This window comes from Stenotrophomonas sp. S49 (assembly GCF_016624905.1).
Classification (GTDB): domain Bacteria; phylum Pseudomonadota; class Gammaproteobacteria; order Xanthomonadales; family Xanthomonadaceae; genus Stenotrophomonas.
This window is the reverse complement of record NZ_JACVUD010000067.1, coordinates 1-24,284: the sequence shown is the minus strand read 5'-3', so window position 1 is coordinate 24,284 and position 24,284 is coordinate 1. Positions and strand designations below refer to the sequence as shown.

At 67.6% G+C, this 24,284-nt stretch carries 19 protein-coding genes and 1 riboswitch; of the genes, 8 read left to right on the top strand and 11 right to left on the bottom strand.

The annotated features are described in order from the left end of the window. Nucleotides 1-55 precede the first annotated feature (55 nt). Together IAE58_RS14190 and IAE58_RS14185 are read right to left on the bottom strand one after the other, a co-directional pair. Entirely contained in the window at nucleotides 56-1,198 is a 1,143-nt protein-coding gene (locus tag IAE58_RS14190; protein WP_199933975.1) for a DUF3103 family protein, read from the bottom strand. Between the two features lie 143 nt (nucleotides 1,199-1,341). Beyond that, nucleotides 1,342-2,592 carry a DUF819 family protein gene (locus IAE58_RS14185; RefSeq protein WP_108762624.1) on the bottom strand — a complete coding sequence of 417 codons (1,251 nt, stop codon included), beginning with the start codon at nucleotides 2,590-2,592 and terminating at the stop codon, nucleotides 1,342-1,344. Nucleotides 2,593-2,730: 138 nt separating this feature from the next. Here IAE58_RS14185 and IAE58_RS14180 point away from each other — a divergent pair, with 138 nt between their 5' ends. After that, on the top strand, nucleotides 2,731-3,120 hold the full coding sequence (locus IAE58_RS14180) for a VOC family protein (protein ID WP_199933974.1): 390 nt from the start codon (nucleotides 2,731-2,733) through the stop codon (nucleotides 3,118-3,120). 151 nt (nucleotides 3,121-3,271) lie between these two features. On the opposite strand, the gene IAE58_RS14175 is transcribed toward IAE58_RS14180, so the two are convergent. Together IAE58_RS14175 and IAE58_RS14170 are read right to left on the bottom strand one after the other, a co-directional pair. Continuing rightward, nucleotides 3,272-4,558 (bottom strand): HAMP domain-containing sensor histidine kinase, encoded by a 1,287-nt coding sequence (locus IAE58_RS14175; RefSeq protein ID WP_199933973.1) that lies wholly within the window; start codon nucleotides 4,556-4,558, stop codon nucleotides 3,272-3,274. Further along, complete coding sequence (locus IAE58_RS14170) at nucleotides 4,542-5,252, bottom strand: response regulator transcription factor (protein WP_199933972.1); 711 nt, start codon at nucleotides 5,250-5,252, stop codon at nucleotides 4,542-4,544. The genes IAE58_RS14175 and IAE58_RS14170 overlap by 17 nt, the downstream gene beginning before the upstream one ends. A 130-nt stretch (nucleotides 5,253-5,382) precedes the next feature. Between IAE58_RS14170 and IAE58_RS14165 the strand changes: the two genes are divergently transcribed. The 4 genes from IAE58_RS14165 to IAE58_RS14150 all read left to right on the top strand — a co-directional run bounded on the left by IAE58_RS14165 (nucleotide 5,383) and on the right by IAE58_RS14150 (nucleotide 12,242). Then, entirely contained in the window at nucleotides 5,383-7,086 is a 1,704-nt protein-coding gene (locus IAE58_RS14165; RefSeq protein ID WP_199933971.1) for a glycosyltransferase family 39 protein, read from the top strand. Nucleotides 7,087-7,197: 111 nt separating this feature from the next. Next, a complete protein-coding gene (locus IAE58_RS14160) occupies nucleotides 7,198-7,950 on the top strand; it encodes a phosphatase PAP2 family protein (protein WP_199933970.1) in 753 nt (250 codons plus the stop codon). Continuing rightward, nucleotides 7,947-9,596: a phosphoethanolamine--lipid A transferase gene (locus IAE58_RS14155; protein ID WP_199933969.1), complete on the top strand. Its 1,650-nt coding sequence runs from the start codon at nucleotides 7,947-7,949 to the stop codon at nucleotides 9,594-9,596. Before IAE58_RS14160 ends, IAE58_RS14155 begins: the two co-directional genes overlap by 4 nt. A 684-nt stretch (nucleotides 9,597-10,280) precedes the next feature. Then, entirely contained in the window at nucleotides 10,281-12,242 is a 1,962-nt protein-coding gene (locus IAE58_RS14150) for a M2 family metallopeptidase (RefSeq protein WP_108772050.1), read from the top strand. 125 nt (nucleotides 12,243-12,367) lie between these two features. Here IAE58_RS14150 and IAE58_RS14145 read toward each other — a convergent pair whose 3' ends face one another. Beyond that, nucleotides 12,368-12,760: a hypothetical protein gene (locus tag IAE58_RS14145; RefSeq protein ID WP_108756881.1), complete on the bottom strand. Its 393-nt coding sequence runs from the start codon at nucleotides 12,758-12,760 to the stop codon at nucleotides 12,368-12,370. Nucleotides 12,761-12,820: 60 nt separating this feature from the next. After that, a complete protein-coding gene (locus IAE58_RS14140; RefSeq protein ID WP_199933968.1) occupies nucleotides 12,821-14,059 on the bottom strand; it encodes a multidrug effflux MFS transporter in 1,239 nt (412 codons plus the stop codon). A gap of 299 nt (nucleotides 14,060-14,358) precedes the next feature. Further along, nucleotides 14,359-14,461, top strand: a riboswitch (glycine riboswitch). Nucleotides 14,462-14,523: 62 nt separating this feature from the next. Here IAE58_RS14140 and gcvP point away from each other — a divergent pair. Further along, nucleotides 14,524-17,391, top strand: coding sequence for an aminomethyl-transferring glycine dehydrogenase (gcvP, locus tag IAE58_RS14135; protein WP_199933967.1), 2,868 nt, complete (start codon nucleotides 14,524-14,526; stop codon nucleotides 17,389-17,391). 82 nt (nucleotides 17,392-17,473) lie between these two features. On the opposite strand, the gene IAE58_RS14130 is transcribed toward gcvP, so the two are convergent. The 3 genes from IAE58_RS14130 to IAE58_RS14120 form a co-directional block, all read right to left on the bottom strand. Continuing rightward, nucleotides 17,474-17,884, bottom strand: coding sequence for a VOC family protein (locus tag IAE58_RS14130; protein ID WP_005418291.1), 411 nt, complete (start codon nucleotides 17,882-17,884; stop codon nucleotides 17,474-17,476). 120 nt (nucleotides 17,885-18,004) lie between these two features. Next, nucleotides 18,005-19,381 carry an amino acid permease gene (locus IAE58_RS14125; protein ID WP_199913935.1) on the bottom strand — a complete coding sequence of 459 codons (1,377 nt, stop codon included), beginning with the start codon at nucleotides 19,379-19,381 and terminating at the stop codon, nucleotides 18,005-18,007. Between the two features lie 75 nt (nucleotides 19,382-19,456). Next, the gene (locus tag IAE58_RS14120) at nucleotides 19,457-20,167 is read right to left on the bottom strand and encodes an AraC family transcriptional regulator (protein ID WP_108753821.1); all 711 of its coding nucleotides are present in this window, start codon (nucleotides 20,165-20,167) and stop codon (nucleotides 19,457-19,459) included. Between the two features lie 232 nt (nucleotides 20,168-20,399). Between IAE58_RS14120 and IAE58_RS14115 the strand changes: the two genes are divergently transcribed. Beyond that, the gene (locus IAE58_RS14115) at nucleotides 20,400-22,382 is read left to right on the top strand and encodes a catalase (RefSeq protein ID WP_233614952.1); all 1,983 of its coding nucleotides are present in this window, start codon (nucleotides 20,400-20,402) and stop codon (nucleotides 22,380-22,382) included. A gap of 23 nt (nucleotides 22,383-22,405) precedes the next feature. Then, nucleotides 22,406-22,588 (top strand): hypothetical protein, encoded by a 183-nt coding sequence (locus IAE58_RS14110; RefSeq protein WP_108753823.1) that lies wholly within the window; start codon nucleotides 22,406-22,408, stop codon nucleotides 22,586-22,588. Between the two features lie 11 nt (nucleotides 22,589-22,599). On the opposite strand, the gene IAE58_RS14105 is transcribed toward IAE58_RS14110, so the two are convergent. After that, nucleotides 22,600-23,289: an alpha/beta hydrolase gene (locus tag IAE58_RS14105; RefSeq protein ID WP_199933976.1), complete on the bottom strand. Its 690-nt coding sequence runs from the start codon at nucleotides 23,287-23,289 to the stop codon at nucleotides 22,600-22,602. Nucleotides 23,290-23,315: 26 nt separating this feature from the next. Then, entirely contained in the window at nucleotides 23,316-24,119 is an 804-nt protein-coding gene (locus tag IAE58_RS14100; RefSeq protein ID WP_199933965.1) for a hypothetical protein, read from the bottom strand. Nucleotides 24,120-24,284: the final 165 nt, after the last annotated feature.

Sequence of the window (24,284 nt, the reverse complement as noted above, 5' to 3'; positions counted from 1 at the left end):
TCAGTCGAGCATGGCTCGACTCTACAGCGGGTGCAGGGCTGCAAGCCCTGCTGGCCTAGTCCACCAGGGTGATGGGCGTGAGGGTGACCTTGGCGTTGTTCGCCGCGCCCATGCGGTCGGTGTAGCCCTGCCCGCGCTGCAGCAGGTAGAAGCTGTCCAGGTAATCGATGTCGTTGGCAAACCACGAGGTCGGCATGGCCTTGAGGATCGCCCCGGCGATATCGGCAATCACCGCATATTCCGGAGCGAAGGCGCCCAGCGCCGTCTTCACGCCGGTGGCGAGGGCGACCAGCAGTTCCTGGTAGTTGGTATCGCCATCGTCTTCAAACAGCTGCACATTGGCCGCGTTGAAGCGGTAGTTGCCCCAGATCACCAACGGCTGCTGGGGCGTGTAGTCGGTCTGGTCATGGTCCAGCCACGGCATGTCCACCGTCATCATTTCCGGTTCGGTGGCGTCGACCTGCAGGCCTGACACGACCGCGAACACTTCGGCCGCGCCCAGTGCCCACGGCTCCTGATCGTCATTCAGACGAATGCGGTCCAGGCGGGTGATGTCCAGCGACGCGCTGGCACCGTCGGCCGACAGGGTGATGCGTTCGGGCGACTGCAGCCCGCGCGCGCGCAGGCCCGCGTTGACCAGGGCCATGCCTTCCTTTACTGCACGGCGGGTATCCACGTCCACGATCAGCACAGGCACGTCCGGCGCCTGCCGGGCATCGAGCAGGTGCGCGCGGCCCTGTGCGTCGTAGGCGGTCAGCGTGGTCCAGTCGCGGTCGTTGCCACGCGGCAGGCTGGCCACCCACAATCGCTCCGGCGCGACCGCAGCCAACGAAGAACCTGCAGGCACGAACGCCCGCAGCTGCAGCAGCCCCGGCCCCTGCTGGGCCAGACCCTTGCGCTGGCGCACCTGCTGGTCCTGCGTGGCCAGCAGCGTGCTGGCGCGGGTGCGTGCCTGCGGATCGAAGCGGGCCATCACCTGCTGCAGGGCGACTCCCTGCTCCGGCCCTGACTGCAGGGCGGCGCGCGCACTGGCGGCAAACCCCGGCTGGGCCAGCAACGCGGCAACCTCTCGCGCGCTGCTTTCGGTGATCGCCTGTACATCTGCGCGCTGCGGCGCCAGCGGTGCCTGCGCGAAGGCGCTGCCAGCGGCAAGCACCAGGGTCAGTACTGCCGCACGAAACATCCGTTCTTTCGTCATGGTCATACCTGGGCAGAGGCTGGCAGCTGCCAGCGGAAGTGCCCACGGTACGGAGCGCACCGGATCGGTTCCGGTATGCACCGCACAGTTCGTGCGGTTGCCGGGGAATGCGTCAGGCGCGGCCTGCGCATTCCCCCGGCCGGTTACGCGCCCGCCATCGCCTTCAGGATCAAGCCAGTGACATAGGCCAAGCCGGTGCCGGTGGCATAGCCCACCGTGCCCAGCAGCACGCCCACCGGCGCCAGCGACGGATGGAACGCAGCGGCCACCACCGGCGCCGATGCGGCCGCGCCAATGTTGCCCATCGAGCCGACACCGAAGAAGAACAGCGGTGCGCGCACCAGGCGTGCCACGATCCACAGCACCAGCACGTGGGTGGCCATCCAGATCAGGCCCAGGACGAACAGCCAGGGGCGATCCAACAGCGACAGCAGGTCCATCTGCATGCCGATGCAGGCAATCAGGAAGTACAGGAACACGGTGCCCAGGCGCGATGCACCGGCCGATTCCAGGCGTCGTGCGCGGGTGAAGCTCAGGCCCAGGCCGAAGGCGGTGGACAGCAGCACCACCCACACGAACTGGCTGTCCAGGCTGAACTGGCTGGACCAGCCGACGTTGGCCTTGAACCAGGCGGCCAGCTGCGCGGCAATGGCATGCGCCAGCCCCACCCCGCCCAGCGCCACGCCCACGATCACCATCAGGTCGGTGAGGGTGGGAATGCGCGAATTCTGCGCTTCATAGGCGCTGATACGCGCCTTCATTTCATCGATGGCGCGGGTATCGGCACCGCTGCGGGTATCGATCTGCTGCGCACGGTTGGCCAGGAACAGCAGGATGGCCATCCACAGGCTGGCGCAGGCCACATCGACCACAGCGAACTGGCCGAAGGTGGTGGCGTCGGTGCCGAAGATCTCGCGCATGGCCACCATGTTGGCGCCGCCACCGATCCAGCTGCCCGCCAGCGCGGCCATGCCCGCCCAGGTATCGCCGGCCACGGTTTCCGGATGGATGAACTTCATCACCTGGAACGACACGATGGCACCCAGCATGACCCCGGCCGTACCGGCGCAGAACACCAGGATCAGCTTCGGGCCCAGCTTGGCGATGCCTTTCAGGTCGATCGACAGCGTCAGCAGCACCAGCGCCGCAGGCAGCAGCACGTCACGGGCGATCGGGTTGTACAGGGCGGTGTTGTGGCCATCGATCAGCCCAACGGTGTTGTAGATGGCCGGAATGAAGTAGCACAGCAGCAGGGCCGGCACCCAGGCGAAGATCTTCTTCAGCAACGGGGTGGGGCCACTGGCGGCCCAGAAGATCAGGGCCAGGGTGGCAGCAATCAGGCCAAGGCCTACGATATCGCTGGTGATCAGCGCGGTAGCGGGTTCGGTCGGCATGGGATCCTCTGTCGATCGAAAGGGCGTGGAAAAAAGAAGTGCCGCATCGGTGCGGCACGGCCCGAGGTTAACATCCTCTTCACGCAGGGTCATGCTGCAGTGCCGGCCACCCTGCCCTTCCTCAACGGAGCCTGTGCCATGCAACTGGGAGCTTTTTCAGTCAGCCTGTCGGTGAAGGACCTGGCCGCCTCGCGCTCGTTCTACGAGGCGCTTGGGTTTTCGGTGACCGGCGGCGATGCCAGCCAGCACTGGCTGGTGCTGCGCAACGACGGCATCGTGATCGGGCTGTTCCAGGGCATGTTCGAAGGCAACCTGCTGACCTTCAACCCCGGCTGGGACCAGCACAAGCAGGAACTGGCCGACTTCCAGGACGTGCGCGAGCTGCAGGCCGCCATTGAAGGCAAAGGGATCGAACTGGCCGTGCGCACCGACCCCGATGGCCAGGGAACGGGCTATGTGCAGCTGGCCGACCCGGATGGCAACGTGATCCTGATCGACCAGCACGTGGCGCGGCCGAAAACGCGGTAATCCGCGCCGGTAGGCGTCGACCAGGCGTCGCGGCGGCCGTCTGCTCCGGTTGGCGTTGACCGGACGTCGGGGGACCATCTGATTTGGTAGGCGTCGACCTTGGTCGACGCACAGCGTGCCAACCAAGGTTGGCGCCTACCACGCGTTCGGATCAGGCCGGGCGCGATGCGGCGAAGTCGAGCGTGACCCGGGTGCCGCGAGGTTCACAGGGCTGGAACTGCAGCGTCCAGCCCAGGTGCTCGCAGAGACGGGCAATCAGTTCCAGGCCGATGCCACCGCGGTCGGCGCGCTCACCGCGGGCCAGCCGCGCATGGATCGCGGCGATTTCTTCCGGGCTCATGCCGTGCCCCGGGTCCTGCAGGGTCAGCACGGCCTGCGCGTCCAGGCTCAGCGCGATGTGGCCGCGCCCGCTGTTCTCGATGGCGTTGCGCAGCAGGTTGCCGATGGCCGCCTGCACCACCGCCAGCGGCGCAACGATATCCACCGCCGCCGCCTGGATGCCGATGCTCAGGTCCTTGTCACCCAGCAGGTGGCGATGGTCGTCAACGATCTCCGGCAGCAACTGGTCCAGCGCGATACGCTCGGCACGCGAGCTCAACCGTGCCGGGTCGCGCGCCAGCACCAGCAGCAGTTCGATCAGTTCCTCCACGCCCTGCGCGGTGCGCAGCACCCGCTGCATCTGCTGACGCGCGCGCTCGGGCAGGCCCGGCTGCTCCAGTGCCAGTTCGGCCGCGCCGGTCACTACGGCAATCGGCGTGCGCAGTTCATGGCTGGCCGTGCTGATGAACACCCGTTCGCGCTCGACGAACTGTTCATTGCGGTCCAGGTAATCGTTCAAGGCATCGGCGATGGTGTGCAGCTCGGAGCTGCCACGCGGATCCACGTCGATGCGCTGGCCCTGCTCCCCGGGGCGCAGCGCGCCGATGTTGCGCGCCAGCAGGCTCAACGGCCGCACCATGCGCTCCATGCCGAAGGAGGCCATCATCACGGTAACGAAGATCATGATGATGCCGGCCAGCATCACCCAGCGCGTGGCGAACTGTTCCAGGTCGTGGAAATCGGTGATGTCCAGCGCCAGCGCCACACGGCCCAGGGTGGGCGTATCGCGCACCATGACGGCCGTTTCGCGGTCGTCGATCAGCACGCCGTCGTGCAGGCCGGGATGCAGCGTGCGCACGCTCTCGGGCAGGTCGGGCTGGCCGAACCGGTACAGGCTCAGCGTGTCCGAATCCTGCCAGTGATAGTCCGGCTCATGCCGGGTGTGTTCCAGGATGCTGTCCAGTTCGGAATTGAGCAGCGCACGCCAGGCGGCATGTTCGGCATGCTCGTGCACATAGTTGCCAACGCTGAACACCGCCAGCGACAGCAGAGCCAGGTAGCCCAGCAGCCACCACACCACGCGGCGGTAGAGCGGGCCAGGCTTACGCGCGCGCGGCATTGCTGTCCTCCTCTGCAGCCGGGCTGGCGGCCAGGCGGTAGCCGACCCGCGGCAAGGTGTGGATCAGCTTGTCGGCGAAGGGACCGTCCACGCTGCGGCGCAGCTCATACACGTGCGAGCGCAGCAGGTCCCCATCGGGCGGTTCATCGCCCCACAGGGCGAATTCCAGTTGCTGCCGCGTTACCGCACCGGGGCTGGCGCGCATCAGCACTTCCAGCAGCTTGCGGCACGCCGGGTACAGGTGCAGCGCCTGTCCACCACGCTGCGCTTCCAGGGTGGCCAGGTCCAGCACCAGATCGGCCACCTGCAGGCGCTTGCGTGGATTGCGGCCCTGGGCCCGCAGCAGCAGCGCCTCCAGCCGCACCTCCAGTTCCGGCAGGGCGAAGGGCTTGGTGAGGTAGTCGTCGGCGCCGGCGCGGAAGCCGGCGATCTTGTCGGGCAGTTCATCGCGGGCGGTCAGCATGATGACCGGCACTTCCGAACCGTGCTCGCTGCGCAGACGGCGCAGCACTTCCGGACCCTCCATGCGCGGCAGCATCCAGTCCAGGATGACCGCATCGTAGGGATGGCTGCCGGCCAGGTGCAGCCCGGTGATGCCATCGGGGGCCACATCCAGCACGTGCCCGCGCGACTCGAAGTAGTCGAACAGATTGGCCACCAGCTGACGGTTGTCTTCGATCACCAACAGGCGCATGCGTAGCGGATCCACGGGAACTGGCCCCATGGTAGCCGTGCCCGTGTCGGAAAGCGGTCGGGATGGCGCCCTTCCGACAGGTTTCCCACGCCGCCAAGCGCAGCCTGTGGGTTTTGCCCCGGAGCCTGCCGTGCCCGACGCCCTGCCCCGCCGTTGGCTGCAACCCCTGCTGTGGCTGCTGGTTGCCGTTGCCCTTGCGGCTGGTTTGGGGCTGCGCCAGCCGCAGCCGCCGGATGAACCGCGCTTCGTACTGGCGGCCCGCAGCATGGTTGAAAGCGGGCAGTGGCTGCTGCCCCATCGCGGGGTCGAATTGTATGCGGAAAAACCCCCGGTGTTCATGTGGTTGCAGGCGGCCGCGCACCAGCTGGTGGGAAGCTGGCAGTGGTCGTTCCTGCTGCCTTCGCTGCTGGCTGCGCTGCTGACGCTGTGGCTGGTGGCGGACCTGGCGCGGCGCCTGTGGTCGCCCCGGCATGCGCTGTTCGCCGTGGCCGCGCTGTTCTGCACCCTGCAGTTCGGCCTGATGGCCAAGCGCGCGCAGATCGACATGGTGCTGGTGGGCATGACCACGCTCGCCCTGTGGGGCGTGCTTCGCCATCTGTGCGAACGCCGCAACCTGCCCGCGTTGTTACTGGCCGGGGTCGCCGCCGGCGTCGGCACGGTGACCAAGGGCGTGGGCTTCCTGCCGCTGCTGATCGTGCTGCCCTGGCTCGGCTGGCGGATGTACCAGCGGCACCTGGGTCGGGCCGTGGACGGCCCGCACCCTGCCACCCTGCTGTGGTTGCTGCCGGCCTTCCTGCTGGGCACGGCCGTATGGCTGGCGCCGCTGGGCTGGGCCCTGCTGCATGAGCCCAGCGCCGCCCTTCAGGCCTATGCGCATGAGCTTCTCTTCAAACAGACCGGCACGCGCTACGCCAACGCGTGGCACCACCGGCAACCGGTCTGGTACTACCTGCAGGTGATGGCCACGCTGTGGCTGCCCGGCAGCCTGCTGTTGCCCTGGCTGCTGCGGCCGTGGTGGCGGCGCCTGCGCCGCGGCGACCTGCGCCATTGGCTGCTGCTGGGATGGGCGGTGCTGGTCCTGGTGTTCTTCAGCGCCAGCCCCGGCAAGCGTGAGGTCTATGTGCTTCCCATGCTGCCAGCGCTGGCGCTGGCGGTTGCGCCACTGCTGCCGGGCCTGCTGCGCCTTTTGTGGGTGCGGCGTTACCTGTTCGGTTACAGCGCCGCGCTGATGCTGTGCACCGGTACGCTGGGCGTGCTGCTGATGAGCGACAGCGCATGGGCGCAGGCACAACTGGCACGACGGGCGATGCCCGAGACGTTGCTGCCGGTGCTGGGACAAGGGCTGTTGAGCTTCGCCATCGCCGTGGCAACGCTGGCCGTGTGGCTGCGGGTGCGCCGCGCAGGTCTGTTGGTGCTGCTCAGCCACGGCCTGCTGTGGCTGCTGTACGGCGGCCTGCTGATGCCGGCGCTGGATCCCTTCGCCTCGGCTTCGGCGGTGATGCAACGGGTTGGCCAGCGGATCGGGCCCGATGCCGAACTGGCGATGGTTGCCTGGCGGGAGCAGAACCTGTTGCAGGCCGATCGGCCGGTGCAGGAGTTCGGCTTCAAGCGCCCTTGGGACGAGCAGTGGCACTACGCGGGGCCGTGGCTGGCGCAAGCCCCGCACACACGCTGGGTACTGGTGCTGGACCAGGCCATGAGCCCCTGCGTGGACCGCGCGCAGGTGGTCGATATTGGCGTGGCCAACCGCAATCACTGGTTGCTGCTGCCAGGTACGGCCTGGAACGTGGATTGCCATGCGGCAACGGTCGGGATGTCGCAGGAGGAATACTGAACGGATCGCGGCCGGCGCCGGCAGATTAACCCGTCGCCAACACCGGTCCGACCCTTCTCCGACACGTTGCTGACCAGCATGGCCGCGATTCCCGCCACGGCACCGGTCCGCATGCCCGCACATCCTCTTGCCCCCGCACTCGTGATTGCCCCATCCCGGCTGGGCTCACGCTTCGCGCTGACCCACCTGTGGCTGCCGTTGGTCATTGGCATTCCAGCGTTCGCCCTGCTGATGGGCTTCGGCGGGGACCAGTGGCTGGCCGATCACCTGTACCAACTGCAGGGCGGGCACTGGGCCTTTCAGCACGCGTGGCTGACCGGCACCCTGGTGCACCAGGGCGGCAAGTGGCTGAGCACCCTGGCCGCCCTGGTCGCCATCCTGCTGTGCTTCCACCACTGGCGGCGCGGGCGTGACCGCACGCTGCGCTGGGCGCTGCTGTACGTGGTGGCTGCCGTCGCACTGGGCACCGGGCTGGTATCGCTGCTGAAGGCGCTGGTGCCCATGGACTGCCCGTGGGACCTGCTGCGCTATGGCGGCCACGATGCCTTCGTGGGTCTGTTCGATCACCGCCCGCAGGGCATGCCGGCGCGTGCCTGCTTCCCGGCCGGGCACGCCAGTGCCGGCTATGCATGGCTGTGCCTGTACTTTTTCGCCCTGCTCTGGCGCCCCAGCTGGCGCTGGGCGGGGCTGGGCATCGGCCTGGCCGCCGGGCTGGTGTTCGGCGTCAGCCAGCAACTGCGCGGTGCGCACTTCCTTTCGCACGATGTCGCCACCGCGCTGCTGTGCTGGCTGTTGTCGCTCGGGCTTTTCCTGGGCGTGCAGCGCTGGCTGGCGCGGCCGCGCCGCCAGGAGGCACAGGCATGAACGCATCGGTTGAACGCTCGCCGCGCCTTCCCGCGCTGGCATCGCTGCTGCAGTGGCGGCCGCTGCTGTCCACCGAAGCGCTGATCGCGCTGGCCAGCCTGTTCTTCGCCGTCGCAGGCAACGGGCTGTTCTGGCACAGCGCGATGGCCAGCCACCCCGGCAGCCTGCGCTATGCACTTTCGCTGCTGCTGTTGCTGCTGGGCGCGCATGGCCTGCTGCTGGGGTTGCTGGTGTGGCGCTGGAACGCCAAGGTGATGGTCAGCCTGCTGTTGCTGGTCACCGCGTTCGCCGCGCACTACATGGGGCGCTACCACATCTATCTGGATGCGGACATGCTGCGCAACGTACTGGCCACCGACCCGAAGGAAAGCCGGGAGCTGATGACCGCCTCGCTGCTGTGGCCGCTGCTGTGGCTGGCGGCCGTACCGATGCTGCTGCTGTGGCGCGTGCAGCTGCGCAGGCGAAGCTGGGGCCGCACGCTGCTGTGGCGCGCGGGCTTCCTGCTGCTGGCAGCGGCGACCGCGCTGGGTGGTGCGCTGTTGTCGTTCCAGGATGTGTCGGCACTGATGCGCAACCAGCGCGAGGTGCGCTACCTGGCCACGCCGGCCAACGTGATGCTGGGCCTGCCGCGCGCACTGCGCAGCGACAACCCGGTGCAGCGCGCGCCGAAGCTGCCGATCGGCACCGACGCCATGGCCACCCCGCGCGCGCCGACCAGCAAGCCGCGGCTGCTGGTGATCGTAATGGGGGAAACACTGCGTGCGCAGGACTGGGGCCTCAACGGCGGCCGCAACACCACGCCCGAGCTGGCCCAGGCGCCGGTGATCAATTTCCCCGACATGCACTCGTGCGGCACCAGCACCGAAGTCTCGCTGCCGTGCATGTACTCGCCCTGGGGCCGGCACGACTACGACGAGAAGAAGATCCGCGCGCACCAGTCGCTGCTGCACGTACTGAACCGCGCCGGCATCACCCCGCTGTGGCGTGACAACCAATCGGGCTGCAAGGGCGTATGCGAAGGTCTGCAGTTCCAGTCGCTGGCCGATGCGACCACGCCTGGGCTGTGCGCGGATGGCCGCTGCATGGATGAGATCCTGCTGCAGGACCTGGCCACGCAGGTGCGCGCCAAGCCCGGCGACCGGGTAGTGGTGCTGCACCAGCTGGGCAACCATGGGCCGGCGTATTTCGAGCGTTATCCTGCCGCGTTCCGTCGATTCACCCCCACGTGCGACACCCGCGACATCGGCCAGTGCAGCCGCGAACAGATCACCAACAGCTACGACAATGCAGTGCTCTACACCGATCATTTCCTGGCCCGGACGATCGGCACGCTGCAGGGGCTGGAAGACTACGACACGGCGATGATCTACCTGTCCGACCATGGCGAATCACTGGGCGAAAAGGGCTTGTTCCTGCATGGCGTGCCCTACGCCATCGCGCCGGCCGAGCAGACCCGGGTACCGATGACGATGTGGTTCTCACCGGGCTTCGCGCACAGCCGTGGCTTGGATCTGCAGTGCGTGCGCAAGCGCGCGGCGGCCTACACCGACCACGACAACCTGTTCCCCTCGGTGCTGGGGCTGATGCAGGTGAAGACCGCACTGTACGAACGCGACCGCGACGTGTTCGCCAACTGCGCACGGTAGGGGCGTTTGTGGCAGGGCTTGCAGCCCTGCACCTGCAGAGTCAACGTCAACGTCAACGTCAACATCAACGTCAACGTCAAAAGCGGGTGTGCTGAGGGTTGGCGGGGTGGGTCCGGTCGAGGGGGACGCTGCAAGTACGTCCACGCAAGCTCGGTCGCCGCATCCATGCGGCTCACGCCCCCTCGACCGGACCCACCCCGCCTTCGACAGTTTCCAGCGACCTGCCGGAATGACGGGGTCGGATCCCGTTGCTGCGCAACGGGCTCTGACCCCAGATTCATTTCAATATCCGACAGATTTCATCCACGCATGGCGTGGATCTACCGACCACCGGCCAACTGTCAGAGGTGGGGCGGTGTCGGATTGCGGGGTGTCCGCGGCATGGCTGCCGCGGCCAAGCCTACATGGGTGAGGGCGCTTTGCTTGCGAAGCACTGCTTCGCAAGCGTCCGAACGCACAGCCGCCAGCGGCTGGGCCGGGCCTCGGAGGGGTACTTGCGGCGTCCCCGCAATCCGACACCGCCCCGCCACCCCACGGATACCCAGCTTTTGACGTTGCCGTTGCCGTTGCCGTTGCCGTTGCATTGAGCGGGTGCAGGGCGCAGCCCTGCCGGACCTTTGCCACTTGCGGTGGCTGCGGCCGCCCACTAGCCTTCGGCCGTCGTTCACCACCCAAGGATTACCCGTGAAACACCGCCATCTGCTGCTGGCCTCGGCAATCGCCGCCGCCACGCTGGCCCTGGTTGCCTGCAAGAAGGAAGCTACCCCCGGTTCTGAAGCCGCCGCCCCCAGCGCGCCGGCCGGGGAAACCGCCGACCAGTTCGTTGCCCGCATCAACGCTGAATACAAGGCCGCCTACCCCGAGATGACCTCGGCGCAGTGGCTGTCCTCTACCTACATCAACAGCGATTCAGAACGCATCGCCGCCAAGGCCAACGAACGCTCGCTGACCCAGCTCAACAGCTGGATCGAACAGGCCGCCAAGTTCGAAGGCCAGCCGATGAGCGAAGACAGCAAGCGCGCCATCCACCTGCTGAAGCTGATGTCGTCGATGCCGGCGCCGCGCGATGCCGCCAAGCTGGCCCAGCTGACCCAGATCGCCACCCGCATGGAAGGCAGCTACGGCGCCGGCAAGTACTGCACCGACGCCAACGATCCGGCCTCCTGCCGCCAGCTGGGCGACCTGGAACAGGTGCTGTCGCGCAGCCGCGACTATGACAAGCAGCTGGACGCCTGGCAGGGCTGGCACAGCACCACCAAGGGCATGCGCGGCGACTACCAGCAGTTCGTCAGCCTGGTGAACGAAGGCGCCAAGGGCATGGGCTTCAGCGATGCCGGGCAGATGTGGCGTAGCGGCTACGACATGCCGCCTGAGCAGATCGGGCCGGAAACCGACCGCCTGTGGGAACAGGTCAAGCCGATGTACGAGCAGCTGCACTGCTACACCCGCGGCAAGCTGGACAAGACCTATGGCAAGGACAAGGCCGAAGTGGGCAACGGCCTGATCGCCGCGCACCTGCTGGGCAACATGTGGCAGCAGGACTGGTCGAACCTGTGGGACCAGCTGGAACCCTACCCCGGTGCCGGCAGCCTGGACATCACCGCCGCGCTGGAAAAGCAGTACCAGACCAACCTGAGCGCGGCGCTGGACAAGGCCGGCAAGGACGCCGATGTGACGGCGCGCTACAAGGCACAGCGTGAAGCCGAGCTGCGCACCGCACGGCAGATGACCGAACGCGCCCAGGACTTCTATGTCTCGCTGGGCATGCCTTCGCTGCCGCAGTCGTACTGGGACAAGACCCAGTTCATCAAGCCCGACGACCGCGACGTGGTCTGCCACGCCAGCGCCTGGGACATGAACATGGAAGGCGATGTGCGCACCAAGATGTGCATCAAGCCCAACGAAGAAAACTTCACCACCATCTACCACGAGCTGGGCCACATCTATTACGACCTGGCCTACAACCCGCTGCCGCCGCTGTTCCAGGGCGGTGCCAACGATGGCTTCCATGAAGCGATCGGCGACACCATCGTGCTGGCGATGACGCCCAAGTACCTCAGCTCGATCGGCCTGGTCGATGCCCCGACCGAAAGCCGCGAAGCGGTGATCAACAACCAGATGCGCATGGCGCTGTCGGGCGTTTCGTTCCTGCCGTTCGGCCTGATGATCGACCGCTGGCGCTGGGGCGTGTTCGACGGTTCGATCACCCCGGACAACTACAACAAGGCCTGGTGGGACCTGAAGGCCAAGTACCAGGGCGTGGCCCCGGCCAGCGCGCGCGGCGAGGAGTTCTTCGATCCGGGCGCCAAGTACCACGTGCCGGGCAACACCCCGTACACCCGCTACTTCCTGGCCCGCATCCTGCAGTTCCAGTTCTACAAGGGCCTGTGCGATGCGGCCGGCTACAAGGGTCCGCTGCATGAGTGCACCTTCTACGGCAACAAGGAAGCCGGGCAGAAGTACTGGGCGATGCTGAGCAAGGGTGCCAGCCAGCCGTGGCAGGCCACGCTGAAGGAGCTGACCGGCAGCGACAAGCTCGACGCCGGCCCGATGATCGAGTACTTCACCCCGGTCAACGAGTGGCTGAAGCAGCAGAACGAAGGCCAGATGTGCGGCTGGCAGGCCAGCGCGGCACCGGCGAAGTAAAACGGAAAGGGGCGGATCTGCGAGGATCCGCCCCTTTCATTCCGGTAGCGCCGGGCCATGCCCGGCGGCTTTTCCTCGCACCGCCGCGCTCGCCGGGCATGGCCCGGCGCTACCGCAATGCACGATCAGCTGCCCTTCTTCGCCGCCATCACCGCGGCCAGCTCGGCCTTGAACTCGTCGAAGGTCTGCCCCTTCTCCTGCACTTCGGCCTGCGCCGCATCGCGCAGCGCATCGGAATAGATCAGGCGCACCGGCGTGCCATTGCGCTCGTGCAGCTCGCCGGCCTGCATGATCATGGCCAGCACGTGCGCAGCGCTGTGGGTCTGGCCGGCAATGCGGCCATCCATGCCCAGCACCCATTCGCCATCGCGGCGGACCACGCCGGCCAGCAGGGCACGCTGCGGATCGCGCAGTTCGGCGTGCGGTTCGACCGGCGAAGCGGTGGCCGCCGCCTTGTTGGCAGCCTGCTTTTCCTGGCGGCGACGCTGGTCGCGGCGGATCTTGGACGTGGTGGACATGGGGGTCGTATCGAACAACAAGGGGGCGCAAGAATAACCCAGCCCGGCCGCCGCGCCGCTTCACGCCAGCGGCGGCTGCTCCTGTACAGGGGCCTGCAGGGCGCGCTGGCGCAGGTGTTCCCAGTACCAGAACACGAAGCCGACGGCGAAGAAACCGGCCTGGCCCAGGGCCAGATGCAGGGGGCTGGCACTGAGCAGCGGCGAGACCACGCCGGCCACCACGGTGCTGATCATCAGCTGCACGAAGGCCTGCAGCGACGAGGCCAGGCCACGCTGGTGCGGGTACATGTCCAGCACTGCCAGGGCTAGGATCGGGAAGATCAGCGCCATGCCGGTGCCGCCCAGGAAGATCGGCAGCACCGCCCAGGGCAGGGCCAGCTGCGGCGCCAGCGCCACGTAACCGATGTTCAGCAGCGCCGACAGCGCGCACAGGGTGAAACCGATGCTGATCTGGCGGGTCGGCAGGGTCCGCCCGGCCATGCGCCCGGACAGGAACGAGCCCAGGGTCATGCCGCCGATGGTGGGAATGAACAACCAGGCAAAGCCGCCTTCGCCCAGGTGCAGGTGCTGCATCACGAACACCGGCGCCGAGGCGATGTACAGGAAAATGCCACCGAAGTTGATGCTGCCGGCCAGCGCCAGCCGCAGGAAGCGCGGGTTGAAGCCTATGCGCACGTAGTCGCGCAGCAGGCCGCGCGGTGACAGCGGTACGCGGGCCTCCACGGGGTGGGTTTCGGGCAGGAAACGTGCCGTGGCCACCAGCAGCAGCAGCGAGAACACCACCAGGAACCAGAAGATGAGCGGCCAGCCGGCGCCGCTGAGCAGGATCCAGCCGCCGATGATCGGTGCGATGGCCGGGGCGATGCCGAACAGCATGGACACCTGGCTCATCAGCCGCTGCGCGTCATGGCCGTGGTACAGATCGCGGATGACCGCGCGGCCGACGATCATGCCCACGCCGGCCGACAGGCCCTGCACGGCGCGGAACACCAGCAGGGTGCTCAGATCGGTGGACAGCGCGCAGCCCACCGAGGCGCCGACGAACACCACCAGACCGCCCAGGATCACCCGCTTGCGCCCCCAGGCGTCGGACAGCGGGCCGTGGGCCAGGCTCATCAGGCCGTAGAACAGCAGGTACACGCTGATGGTCTGCTGCACCGCCACTTCATCCACGGCCAGGCGCTGGGCCAGCTGCGGGAAGGCCGGGAAGATGGTGTCGATGGAGAACGGCCCGAACATGGCCAGGCCGGCCAGCAGCAGGGCCATGCGACGGGTGGAGGGTGCAACAGCGGCGGTCATCGGCGGGCGTCCGGCAGGGCCGTGCGCAGCATGCACGGCAGGCGCCGCTTCCCCGTGGCAGGGACGGCGCCAGATGAATACGAGAGTCCGTCCATGATAGGCGCCCCGGCCTGCCGGCGCCATGGATGAACGCGGCCGGTAACGGTCAGGGCCATCGTCCATTCAGCCCCGTCAACGCGGCCGCGACCCACTGCGCCGGCCCGGCAACCGGCTATAATCGGCGGGCAACACGGTGGGAGAAGCGGAACACCGCTGCCGAAGGCGCAACGCCCGTAATCGCTCAGGCCCGATACCACCCGTAACACAACTCTGGAGAGACCGGTTCGATCCGGCGCCGAAGGGGCACGAAGCTGCGGTTTTCCGCGCTTCTAAACTCTCAGGCAAAAGGACAGAGGGGCGCCCCGCAGACCGCCGACCGGCGGCTTGTGCCCGTGCGTGTGCCCTTCCCTGACGGATCCTTCGCCATGTCCCAGAACACCCCCTCCCTGCGTGAGCTCGAGCACCACAGCGCGTTCGTTGAACGCCACATCGGCCCCAACGACGCCGAGATCGCGCAGATGCTCGACGTGGTCGGCCACGCCACGCTGGATGCGATGACCGATGCCATCGTGCCGGCGAAGATCAAGTCGCCCGCGCCGCTGGCCCTGCCCGAATCGATCACCGAAGTGCAGGCACTGGCCAAGATCCGTGCGATCGCCGACAAGAACACCGTGCTGCGCAGCTTCATCGGCCAGGGCTACTACGGCACCCACACGCCGAACGTGATCCTGCGCAACATCCTGGAAAACCCGGCCTGGTACACCGCCTACACGCCCTACCAGGCGGAAATCTCGCAGGGCCGCATGGAAGCGCTGATCAACTTCCAGACCCTGTGCGCCGACCTGACCGGCATGGAGATCGCCAACGCCTCGCTGCTGGACGAAGCCACCGCCGCCGCTGAAGCGATGACCCTGGCCAAGCGTTCGGCCAAGTCGAAGTCGGACACCTTCTTCGTGCACGACGCCGTGCACCCGCAGACCCTGGAACTGCTGCGCACGCGCGCCGAGCCGATGGGCATCGTGCTGCGCGTGGGCACCCCGGCCGAAGCGCTGGAAGCCGAAGCCTTCGGCCTGCTGCTGCAGTACCCCGATACCTTCGGCCAGGTGGGCGACTACAAGGCGCTGGTCGATGCCGTGCACGCGCGTGGCGGCCTGGTGGCCGTGGCCACCGACCTGCTGGCGCTCACCCTGCTGGCAGCCCCGGGCGAATGGGGCGCGGACATCGTGGTCGGCAACAGCCAGCGCTTCGGCGTGCCGTTCGGCTTCGGTGGCCCGCATGCGGCCTTCATGGCCTGCCGCGATGCCTACAAGCGCTCGATGCCGGGCCGCCTTATCGGCGTGTCGATCGATGCGCAGGGCAACCCGGCCTACCGCCTGACCCTGCAGACCCGCGAGCAGCACATCCGCCGCGAGAAGGCCACCTCCAACATCTGCACCGCGCAGGTGCTGCTGGCGGTGATGGCGTCCATGTACGCCGTCTACCACGGCCCGGATGGCCTGACCCGCATCGCCCGCCGCACCCACCGCCTGGCCTCGATCCTGGCCGCAGCGCTGCGCACTGCCGGCGTGCAGGTCGGTGGCGACTTCTTCGACACCCTGCACATCACCGGCGTGCACGCCGATGAGATCCACGCCAAGGCGCGCGCCGCCGGCTACAACCTGCGCGCGATCGACAGCGACTCGGTGGGCATCAGCCTGGACGAGACCACCACCCGCGCCGACATCGTGGCCCTGGCCGCCGTGTTCGGTGCCGGCCTGGATGTGGAAGCGCTGGACGCCAGCACCGCCGACGCGCTGCCGGCCGGCCTGCTGCGCCAGTCCGCGTTCCTGACCCACCCGGTGTTCAACACCCACCACAGCGAGCACGAACTGCTGCGCTACCTGCGTTCGCTGGCTGACAAGGACCTGGCGATGGACCGCACGATGATCCCGCTGGGTTCGTGCACCATGAAGCTCAACGCCACTGCCGAGATGATCCCGGTCACCTGGCCGGAGTTCTCGCAGATCCATCCGCTGGTGCCGGCCGACCAGGCGCTGGGCTACAAGGAACTGATCGAATCGCTGGAAGCCATGCTGGTGGAATGCACCGGCTACGATGCGGTCAGCCTGCAGCCCAATTCCGGCGCGCAGGGTGAGTACGCCGGCCTGCTGGCGATCCGCGCCTACCACCGCTCGCGCGGCGAAGGCCACCGCGACATCTGCCTGATTCCGGATTCGGCGCACGGCACCAACCCGGCGTCGGCGCAGATGTGCGGCATGAAGGTCGTGGTGACCAAGACCGATGCCAACGGCAACGTCGATGTCGAAGACATCCGCGTCAACGCCGAGAAGTACAGCGACCGCCTGGCCGCGATCATGATCACCTACCCGTCCACGCACGGCGTGTTCGAGGAGGAAGTGGTCGAGATCTGCGACATCATCCACCAGCACGGCGGCCAGGTGTACACCGACGGCGCCAACATGAACGCCCTGGTGGGCGTGGCCAAGCCGGGCAAGTGGGGTTCGGACGTGTCCCACCTGAACCTGCACAAGACCTTCTGCATTCCGCACGGCGGCGGTGGCCCGGGCGTGGGCCCGTGTGCGGTGAAGGAACACCTGGCCCCGTTCCTGCCGGGCAAGCTGGGCGACAACGGCCCGGTCGGCATGGTCAGCGCGGCCAGCTTCGGCAGCGCCTCGATCCTGCCGATCAGCTGGATGTACATCGCCATGATGGGCACCGAAGGCCTGCGCAAGGCCACCCAGGTGGCCCAGCTCAACGCCAACTACATCGCCAAGCGCCTGGCCCCGCACTTCAAGACCCTGTACACCGGCCGCAACGGCCTGGTGGCACACGAGTGCATCCTGGACGTGCGCCCGCTGGAGAAGACCAGCGGCGTGGGCGCTGAAGACGTGGCCAAGCGGCTGATCGACTTCGGCTTCCATGCCCCCACCCTGAGCTTCCCGGTGGCCGGCACGCTGATGGTCGAACCGACCGAAAGCGAATCGCTGCACGAGCTGGACCGCTTCATCGACGCGATGATCCAGATCCGCGAGGAGATCCGTGCGATCGAAGACGGCCGCCTGGACCGCGAGGACAACCCGCTGAAGAACGCTCCGCACACCGCCACCGCGGTGACGGCCAGCGAGTGGACCCACGCTTACCCGCGCGAACTGGCCGCCTTCCCGCTGCCCAGCCTGAAGCTGCAGAAGTACTGGCCGCCGGTGGCGCGCGTGGACAACGTGTACGGCGACAAGAACGTGATGTGCGCCTGCATCCCGGTCGATGCCTACAAGGACGACGAAGTCGAAGCATGATCGACAAACGGCCCGCGCAAGCGGGCCGTTTTCGTTTGCGGTAGCGCCGGGCCATGCCCGGCGAGCGCAGCGGCTGAACCGATCACGGGTCTGGCATCTGCCCCAGGCTCAACTGCCACGACACGCCGAAGCGGTCCTGCACCCAGCCATAGCGGTTGCTGAAATCGTAATCGCCCACCGGCATCAGCCAGTGCCCGCCCTCGCCCAGCACCCGCGCCGCGCGCTCGAACTGCTCGGCACCGGAACATTCCACGAACAGGGATATCGACGGGCTGAAGGTGAAATCGTGCACGTCCAGGCTGTCGAAGCACAGATAGTGCGTGCCACCCAGCAGGAAGATCGCCTGCCGCACCTGCCCCGGCACGCCCGCGCCGGCGCCTTCGGGATGGCGCTGCAGGGCCAGCAGGCGGAAATCGGCGAAGGCTTCGGCGTACAGCGCCAGGGCGGCCTCGGCCTGGCCGGTGAACATCAGGAAAGGACGGCTGCGCAGCATGCGGTGCTCCTGTTCGACGGGTCGTTCAGGACCCAGGCAATCAGGATCGCACCGCAGATGTAGGCAGCATGTATCGATCGCGCCGGGCCACGCCCGGCGGTTTCCATCCGAAGGCGGTGATCAGGCCTCGCGCAGGCGCCGTGCGATCGCGCTGCCGGCCGCAATGGTCGCCGTCAGCGCCACCATGGACAGGAACTGCAGTCGGGTCTGCGCTTCGCTGAGCAGCAGGCCGAAGATCAGCGCCAGGATGGCCAGCGCGCACACCGTCAGCCACGGGAAACCGGCCATGCGGAACGGCAGGCGCGTGCCCAGGCGGTCGGCGCGGCGGCGCAGCACCAGCTGCGAGACCAGCGACAGCGTCCACACCAGCAGGCAGGTGGAGCCGACGATGTTCAGCAGCACCGGCAGCACCTTGTCCGGGAACAGCAGTTCCATGATGGTGGCGGCGAAGCCGAACAGCACGCTGGCCAGCACGGCGATCACCGGCACCTGGCGCGGGTCGGTCCAACCCAGCACGGCCGGCGCTTCGCGGCGCTGGGCCAGCGAGAAGATCATGCGCGAGGCGCCGTACAGGTTGGCATTGAGCGCCGACAGCAGGGCAATGACCGCGATCAGGGTGATGGCCGTGGCCGCGCCTGGAATGTTGGCGACCTGCAGCACGGCGGCAAACGGCGATTTCAGCGACTCGCTGTTCCACGGCACCACCGCGATGATGACGCTGAGCGAACCGATGTAGAACACCAGGATGCGCCAGGCCACGGTACGGATGGCACGGGCGATGCTGCGCTCGGGGTCTTCGGTTTCCGCGGCGGCCACCGCCACGATCTCGGTGCCGCCAAAGGCGAACACCACCACCAGCAGCGCCGCACCGATGCCGGCCAGGCCCTTGGGCGCGAAGCCCCCGTGCTGGGTGAAGTTGCTCAGCCCCGGCGAGGTGACCTGCGGCAGCCAGCCCATCAGCAGGGCGATGCCGATGGCGATGAAGGCCAGGATCGCGGCGACTTTCAGGATGGCAAACCAGAACTCGAACTCGCCGAAGTTCTTCACCCCCAGCAGGTTGATGGCGGTGAAGAACAGCATGAAGGCCAGCGCGGCCATCGGTACCGGTACTGCGGGCCAGACGGTGGCCAGCAGCCCGGCCGCGCCCACCGCCTCGGCGGCGATCACGATCACCAGCTGCACCCACCACAACCAGCCCACGGTGGCACCGGCGGTAGCCCCCATGGCATCGGCGGCATACACCGAGAATGCACCGCTGGTCGGCTTGGCCGCGGCCATCTCGCCCAGGGCGTTCATCACGATGATCACCAGCGCGCCGGCCACCAGGTAGGACACCAGTACCGCCGGCCCGGCCGCCTGCACGCCTACACCGGAGCCCAGGAACAGCCCGGCGCCGATCGCGCTGCCCAGGCCCATCATGATCAGCTGGCGCGGCTTGAGCGAATGGCCCAGGCGCGAGGACGAAGCGGTCGAAGAAGGGTTGGCGGGCATCGGCAGGGCTGGCGGCGGCTACAGGGGCGACACCTTACATTGTCCTCCACCCGGCGGGATAGGCACAGTGCAGCAGGGCACTCAGGCCGGCAGCGGTTCGCCGATGCGGGCCCGGTAGGCACGCGGCGAAAAACCGGTTTCGGCCTTGAATTTGCGGGTGAACGCGCTCTGGTCGCTGAACCCACAGGCCTGGCCGATGCAGGCAATGCTGTCCTGGCCGTGCAGCAGGTGCATGGCCATCTGGATGCGCAGGCGGGTCAGCACCTGCTGCGGGGTCATCTGGAACACCTTGCGGAAGCTGCGCTCGAGCTTGGACAGCGAGAAGCCGGTGATGTCCAGCAGGGTCTGCATGCGCACGTTTTCGGCGTAGTGCGCGTTCAGATGCGCCAGCGCCAGCCGCAGCTGTTCGTACTGTGCGCCCAGGCTGTCCTTCTGCCCCAGGTCGCGGGAGATGCCGATCAGCCCCTGGATCTGCCCCTCCACCAGCAGCGGTCGCTTGCAGGTCAGGCACCAGCCCGGCTCGCGGTTGGCGAACAGGTGCAGTTCCATCAGATTCTCGATCACTTCACCGCCCAGCACGCGCGCGTCCTGGTCCACGTAGTCGGCGCTTAGGCCGGTGGGATAGATCTCGGCGGCAGTGCGCCCGATCACGTCCTTGCGCGCACGCAGCCCCAGCCGCCGCAGCATGGTCTGGTTGACGTGGGTGTAGCGCCCCTGCCGGTCCTTCATGAAGAACAGCACGTCCGGAATGGCGTCGAACAGGGCTTCGATGTCGGTGGGCTCGACTCGCATGCGGCAAGCATACCCGAGCCGGCTTTTGCCCGTACGTTCACCCGCAGCGGACCGTGGGTTAACGGACAGGGCGCGACTGTCATGCCCTGCCCCCTCGTACCCCGGAGACACCCTGATGGCCGCCAGCAAGCCCACCGGCAAGCGCGCAACCGCCCCTTCGCAGAAGACCCAGAACCCGCCGCGCGGTGAGGGTGATGAACTGCACCTGCAGGCCGGTGGCACGCACCCGGCCATGACCACCGCCCAGGGTATCCCGGTGGCCGACAACCAGAATTCGCTGCGCCAAGGGCCGCGCGGCCCCACCCTGCTGGAGGATTTCATCCTCCGCGAGAAGATCACCCACTTCGACCATGAGCGTATTCCCGAACGCATCGTGCATGCGCGCGGCACTGCGGCCCACGGCTACTTCCAGTTGACCACGTCGCTGGGCAAGTACACCCGCGCCCGCGTGCTCACCGAGGTGGGTACCAAGACGCCGGTGTTCACCCGCTTCTCTACCGTGGCCGGCGGTGCCGGCTCAGTCGATACCCCACGCGATGTGCGCGGCTTCGCGGTGAAGTTCTACACGCCGGAAGGCAACTGGGACCTGGTCGGCAACAACATCCCGGTGTTCTTCATCCAGGACGCGATGAAATTCCCCGACCTGGTGCACGCGGTGAAGATGGAGCCGGACCGCGGCTACCCGCAGGCCGGCAGCGCGCACGATACGTTCTGGGATTTCATTTCGCTGATGCCCGAATCGATGCACATGATCATGTGGGCAATGAGCGATCGCGCCATTCCGCGGTCGCTGCGCATGATCGAAGGCTTCGGCGTGCACAGCTTCCGCCTGTTGAACGACGCTGGCGATTCCACCTTCGTCAAGTTCCACTGGCGACCGAAACTGGGCATCCAGTCCACGGTATGGGACGAAGCGGTGAAGCTGCAGGCCGCCGACAATGACTTCCACCGGCGCGACCTGTTCGAGGCCATCCAGCGCGGCGACTTCCCCGAATGGGAACTGGCCGTGCAGCTGTTCAGCGAAGAAGAGGCCGAAGCGTTCCCGTTCGACCACCTGGATCCGACCAAGATCATTCCCGAATCGCTGGTGCCGCTGCAGGTGATCGGCAGGATGGTGCTGGACCGCTGGCCGGACAACTTCTTCGCCGAAACCGAACAGGTGGCGTTCTGTCCGGCCAACGTGCCGCCGGGCATCGACTTCAGCAACGACCCGCTGCTGCAGGGGCGGCTGTTCTCGTACCTGGATACGCAGCTGATCCGGCTGGGTGGCCCGAACTTCCACCAGATTCCGGTCAATGCGCCCAAGTGCCCCTTCGCCAACCACCAGCGCGATGGACACATGCAGATGCAGGTGCCGAAGGGGCGTGTGGCGTATGACCCCAGTTCGCTGGAAGACGACAGCCCGCGCGAGACGCAGGCTGGTTTCCGCAGCCACGCCACGGCCGACGACGGACGCAAGGGGCGCACCCGCGCGGAAAGCTTCGCCGACCACTACAGCCAGGCGCGCGCGTTCTTCCGCAGCCTGGAAAAGCCCGAGCAGGCACACCTCGCCTCGTCCCTGGTGTTTGAACTGTCGAAGGTGGAAACGCTGAAGGTGCGCGTGCGCACCGTCAGCCACCTGCGCAACATCGATGAGTCGCTGGCCAAGCGCGTGGCCGACGGACTGGCGCTGGCAGACCTGCCCGAACCTGCGCCGACCGCAACGCCGGCACGCGACATGCCCGCCGTTCCCGAAGTGCGCATCATCGGCCGTACCAAGGACACGCTGCAGGGGCGCTGCGTCGGTATCCTGTTCGACGAAGGCTCGGACGCCGGGTTGATCGGCAGCCTGCGCAAGGCCGCACAGAAGGCCGGCGCCGAAGTGAAGCTGGTCGCGCCGAAGGTAGGCGGCGCACGCCTGAGCGATGGCAAGGTGCAGGCCGCCGACGGCCAGTTGGCCGGTACGCCGTCGGTGCTGTTCGATGCGGTGGCGGTGGTGCTCAGCGCAGACGCCGCCAAGGCACTGGTCAAGGAAGCGGCGGCGGTGGAGTTCGTCAGCCACGCCTGGGCCCATCTGAAGGCGATCGCCAGCGATGCGGGCGGCCAGGCCCTGTTGAAGGCCGCGCGCGTGGGCAATGACGCCGGCATCGTCGAGGCCGAGGACGCCAAGGGCTTCCTGGCTGTCGCGGCCACCCGCCAATGGGCGCGCGAACCCAAGCTGCGCCTGCTGGCCTGAATCTTCCTGCCCGGAGAAACGACATGTCCCAGGGTGACAAATCCGCGTACACCGACAAGCAGAAGCGCCAGGCCGCGCACATCGAAGAAAGCGAACGCGAGCGTGGCGCCAGCAAAAGCACGGCCGAGCGTATTGCCTGGGCCACCGTGAACAAGCAGGACGGCGGTGGCAAGCGCAGTGGCAGTGGGCGAAAGGACCACCGTTAGCGAAAGGTGCGTCAGCCCGGCAGGGCCTTCACCCAACTGGACACCACGGTGGCGGCCGCGTCGGTGCGCGCCTGCAGCAGCAGGTGCGGTCCTTCCAGGGCAACATGGCGCGCGTCCGGCAGCAGTGCCTGCAGTTCGGCCACGCTGGGCGGCCACAGCAGTCGGTCCTGGCGGGCCTGCAGGCACAACGTGGGCACTGCGATGCGCGGCAGCGCCTGTCGCGCATCCACGCGCAGGGTGGCGGCAGCACGCTGGCGCAGCGTGGCTGCTGGCACCTGGGCCAGCGCCAGGCGCAGCTCACGCACGGTCTGCCGGCTGCGCCAGCGCCCCAGCAAGAGCCGCGACAGCAGCAGCAACGGTGGCATCGGCCACGCCGGCAGTGGCCAGGCGGGCGCGAGCAACGCTGCACCTGCAGCTGGAACCGGCAACGGCCGGCGCGCGAAGGTGGTGCACAGCGCCAGTCCGCGCAGCGCGGGCGGCGCCTCGGCCGCCAACTGCATGGCCAACGGGCCGGCGAAGGATTCACCCAGCAACACGAACGGCTGGCTGGGCAGCTGCGGGCGCAGCAGCTGCAGCAGGCTGGCGTAGTCCTGCGGTCCGGTGGCGGGCAAAGCCAGCGCGCGGGTGGGCACACCGTGCGCGCGTACGGCGGCCAGGAACGCAACCGACAGGTGGCCGGTGCCATCCAGCCCCGGCAGCATCACCAGGCAGGGCGGCACCGGGCCGGTCAACGTGGCGCCCCCGGCGCGGGTGGGGTCGGCGCCGGCGTGCGCACCGCCACCGGCAGCGCCTGCAGCTTGCGCACGGCTGCGATCGGAATCGCTTCGGCGCGCCGCTGCTGTGGCCACCAGACGAACAGGAAGGCGCTGCTGGACCCGAGCAGACGCGCGGTGCCCGGCAACGGTGCCGCATCGCCATTGAGCTGCAACTGCACGACTTCGCCGCGCCCATGGTTGCGGATCTGCTCGCCGCGCACCATCACATAGTTCGCTGCGCCGACGGCCATGAACCCGGCCACACTCAAGGTCATTGCGGTGAGTGCGCGCAGCCCCAGTCCATCCCAGCTGGTCAGCACCGAGCGCGACAGCACCACCCGCCACAGCATGCTGCGCTGGCGCAGCGTCTGCAGCTTGGCCGCGTTGCGCGCGCGCAGGGTGTCGGGCCAGCTGACCAGCAGCACCAGCAACACGCCCAGCAGCAGCAACAGCACGTAGGCGGGGTCGCGCATGCCGGCCACCAGGAAGTCGCTGGGCTGCATGTAATCCAGGATCGACAGTTCAAAGCCCTGGTAGAACCAGAAACTGCACCACAGGCCCAGCAGTGACACCAGCAGATAGGCCACGGTGAACAGCAGCGCCGGTTCGCGGCGCATGCGCCGCAGGGCCCGCATCACCAGGGAATCATCGTCGCCACGGGTCAGCGGCAGCATCGACCAGTCGGTCGGTGGTTCCCGCGCGGCAACGGCCACGACCTCGATATCCTGCAGCCGCGGCACATCGCCATAGGCCGGTTCCGGTTCCCTGCTGTCCATGCGCGATCCCCCTTTGCCCCCGAGCATCGCCGAAAACGGCGCCGGGCGGTAGAGTCGAGCTTGCTCGACTGCCTGCGTGGGTAGATCAAGAGCAGTCGAGCAAGCTCGACTCTACGTTCTTGACCGCCGCAGTCCCGGTAGAGTCGAGCAAGCTCGACTCTACCG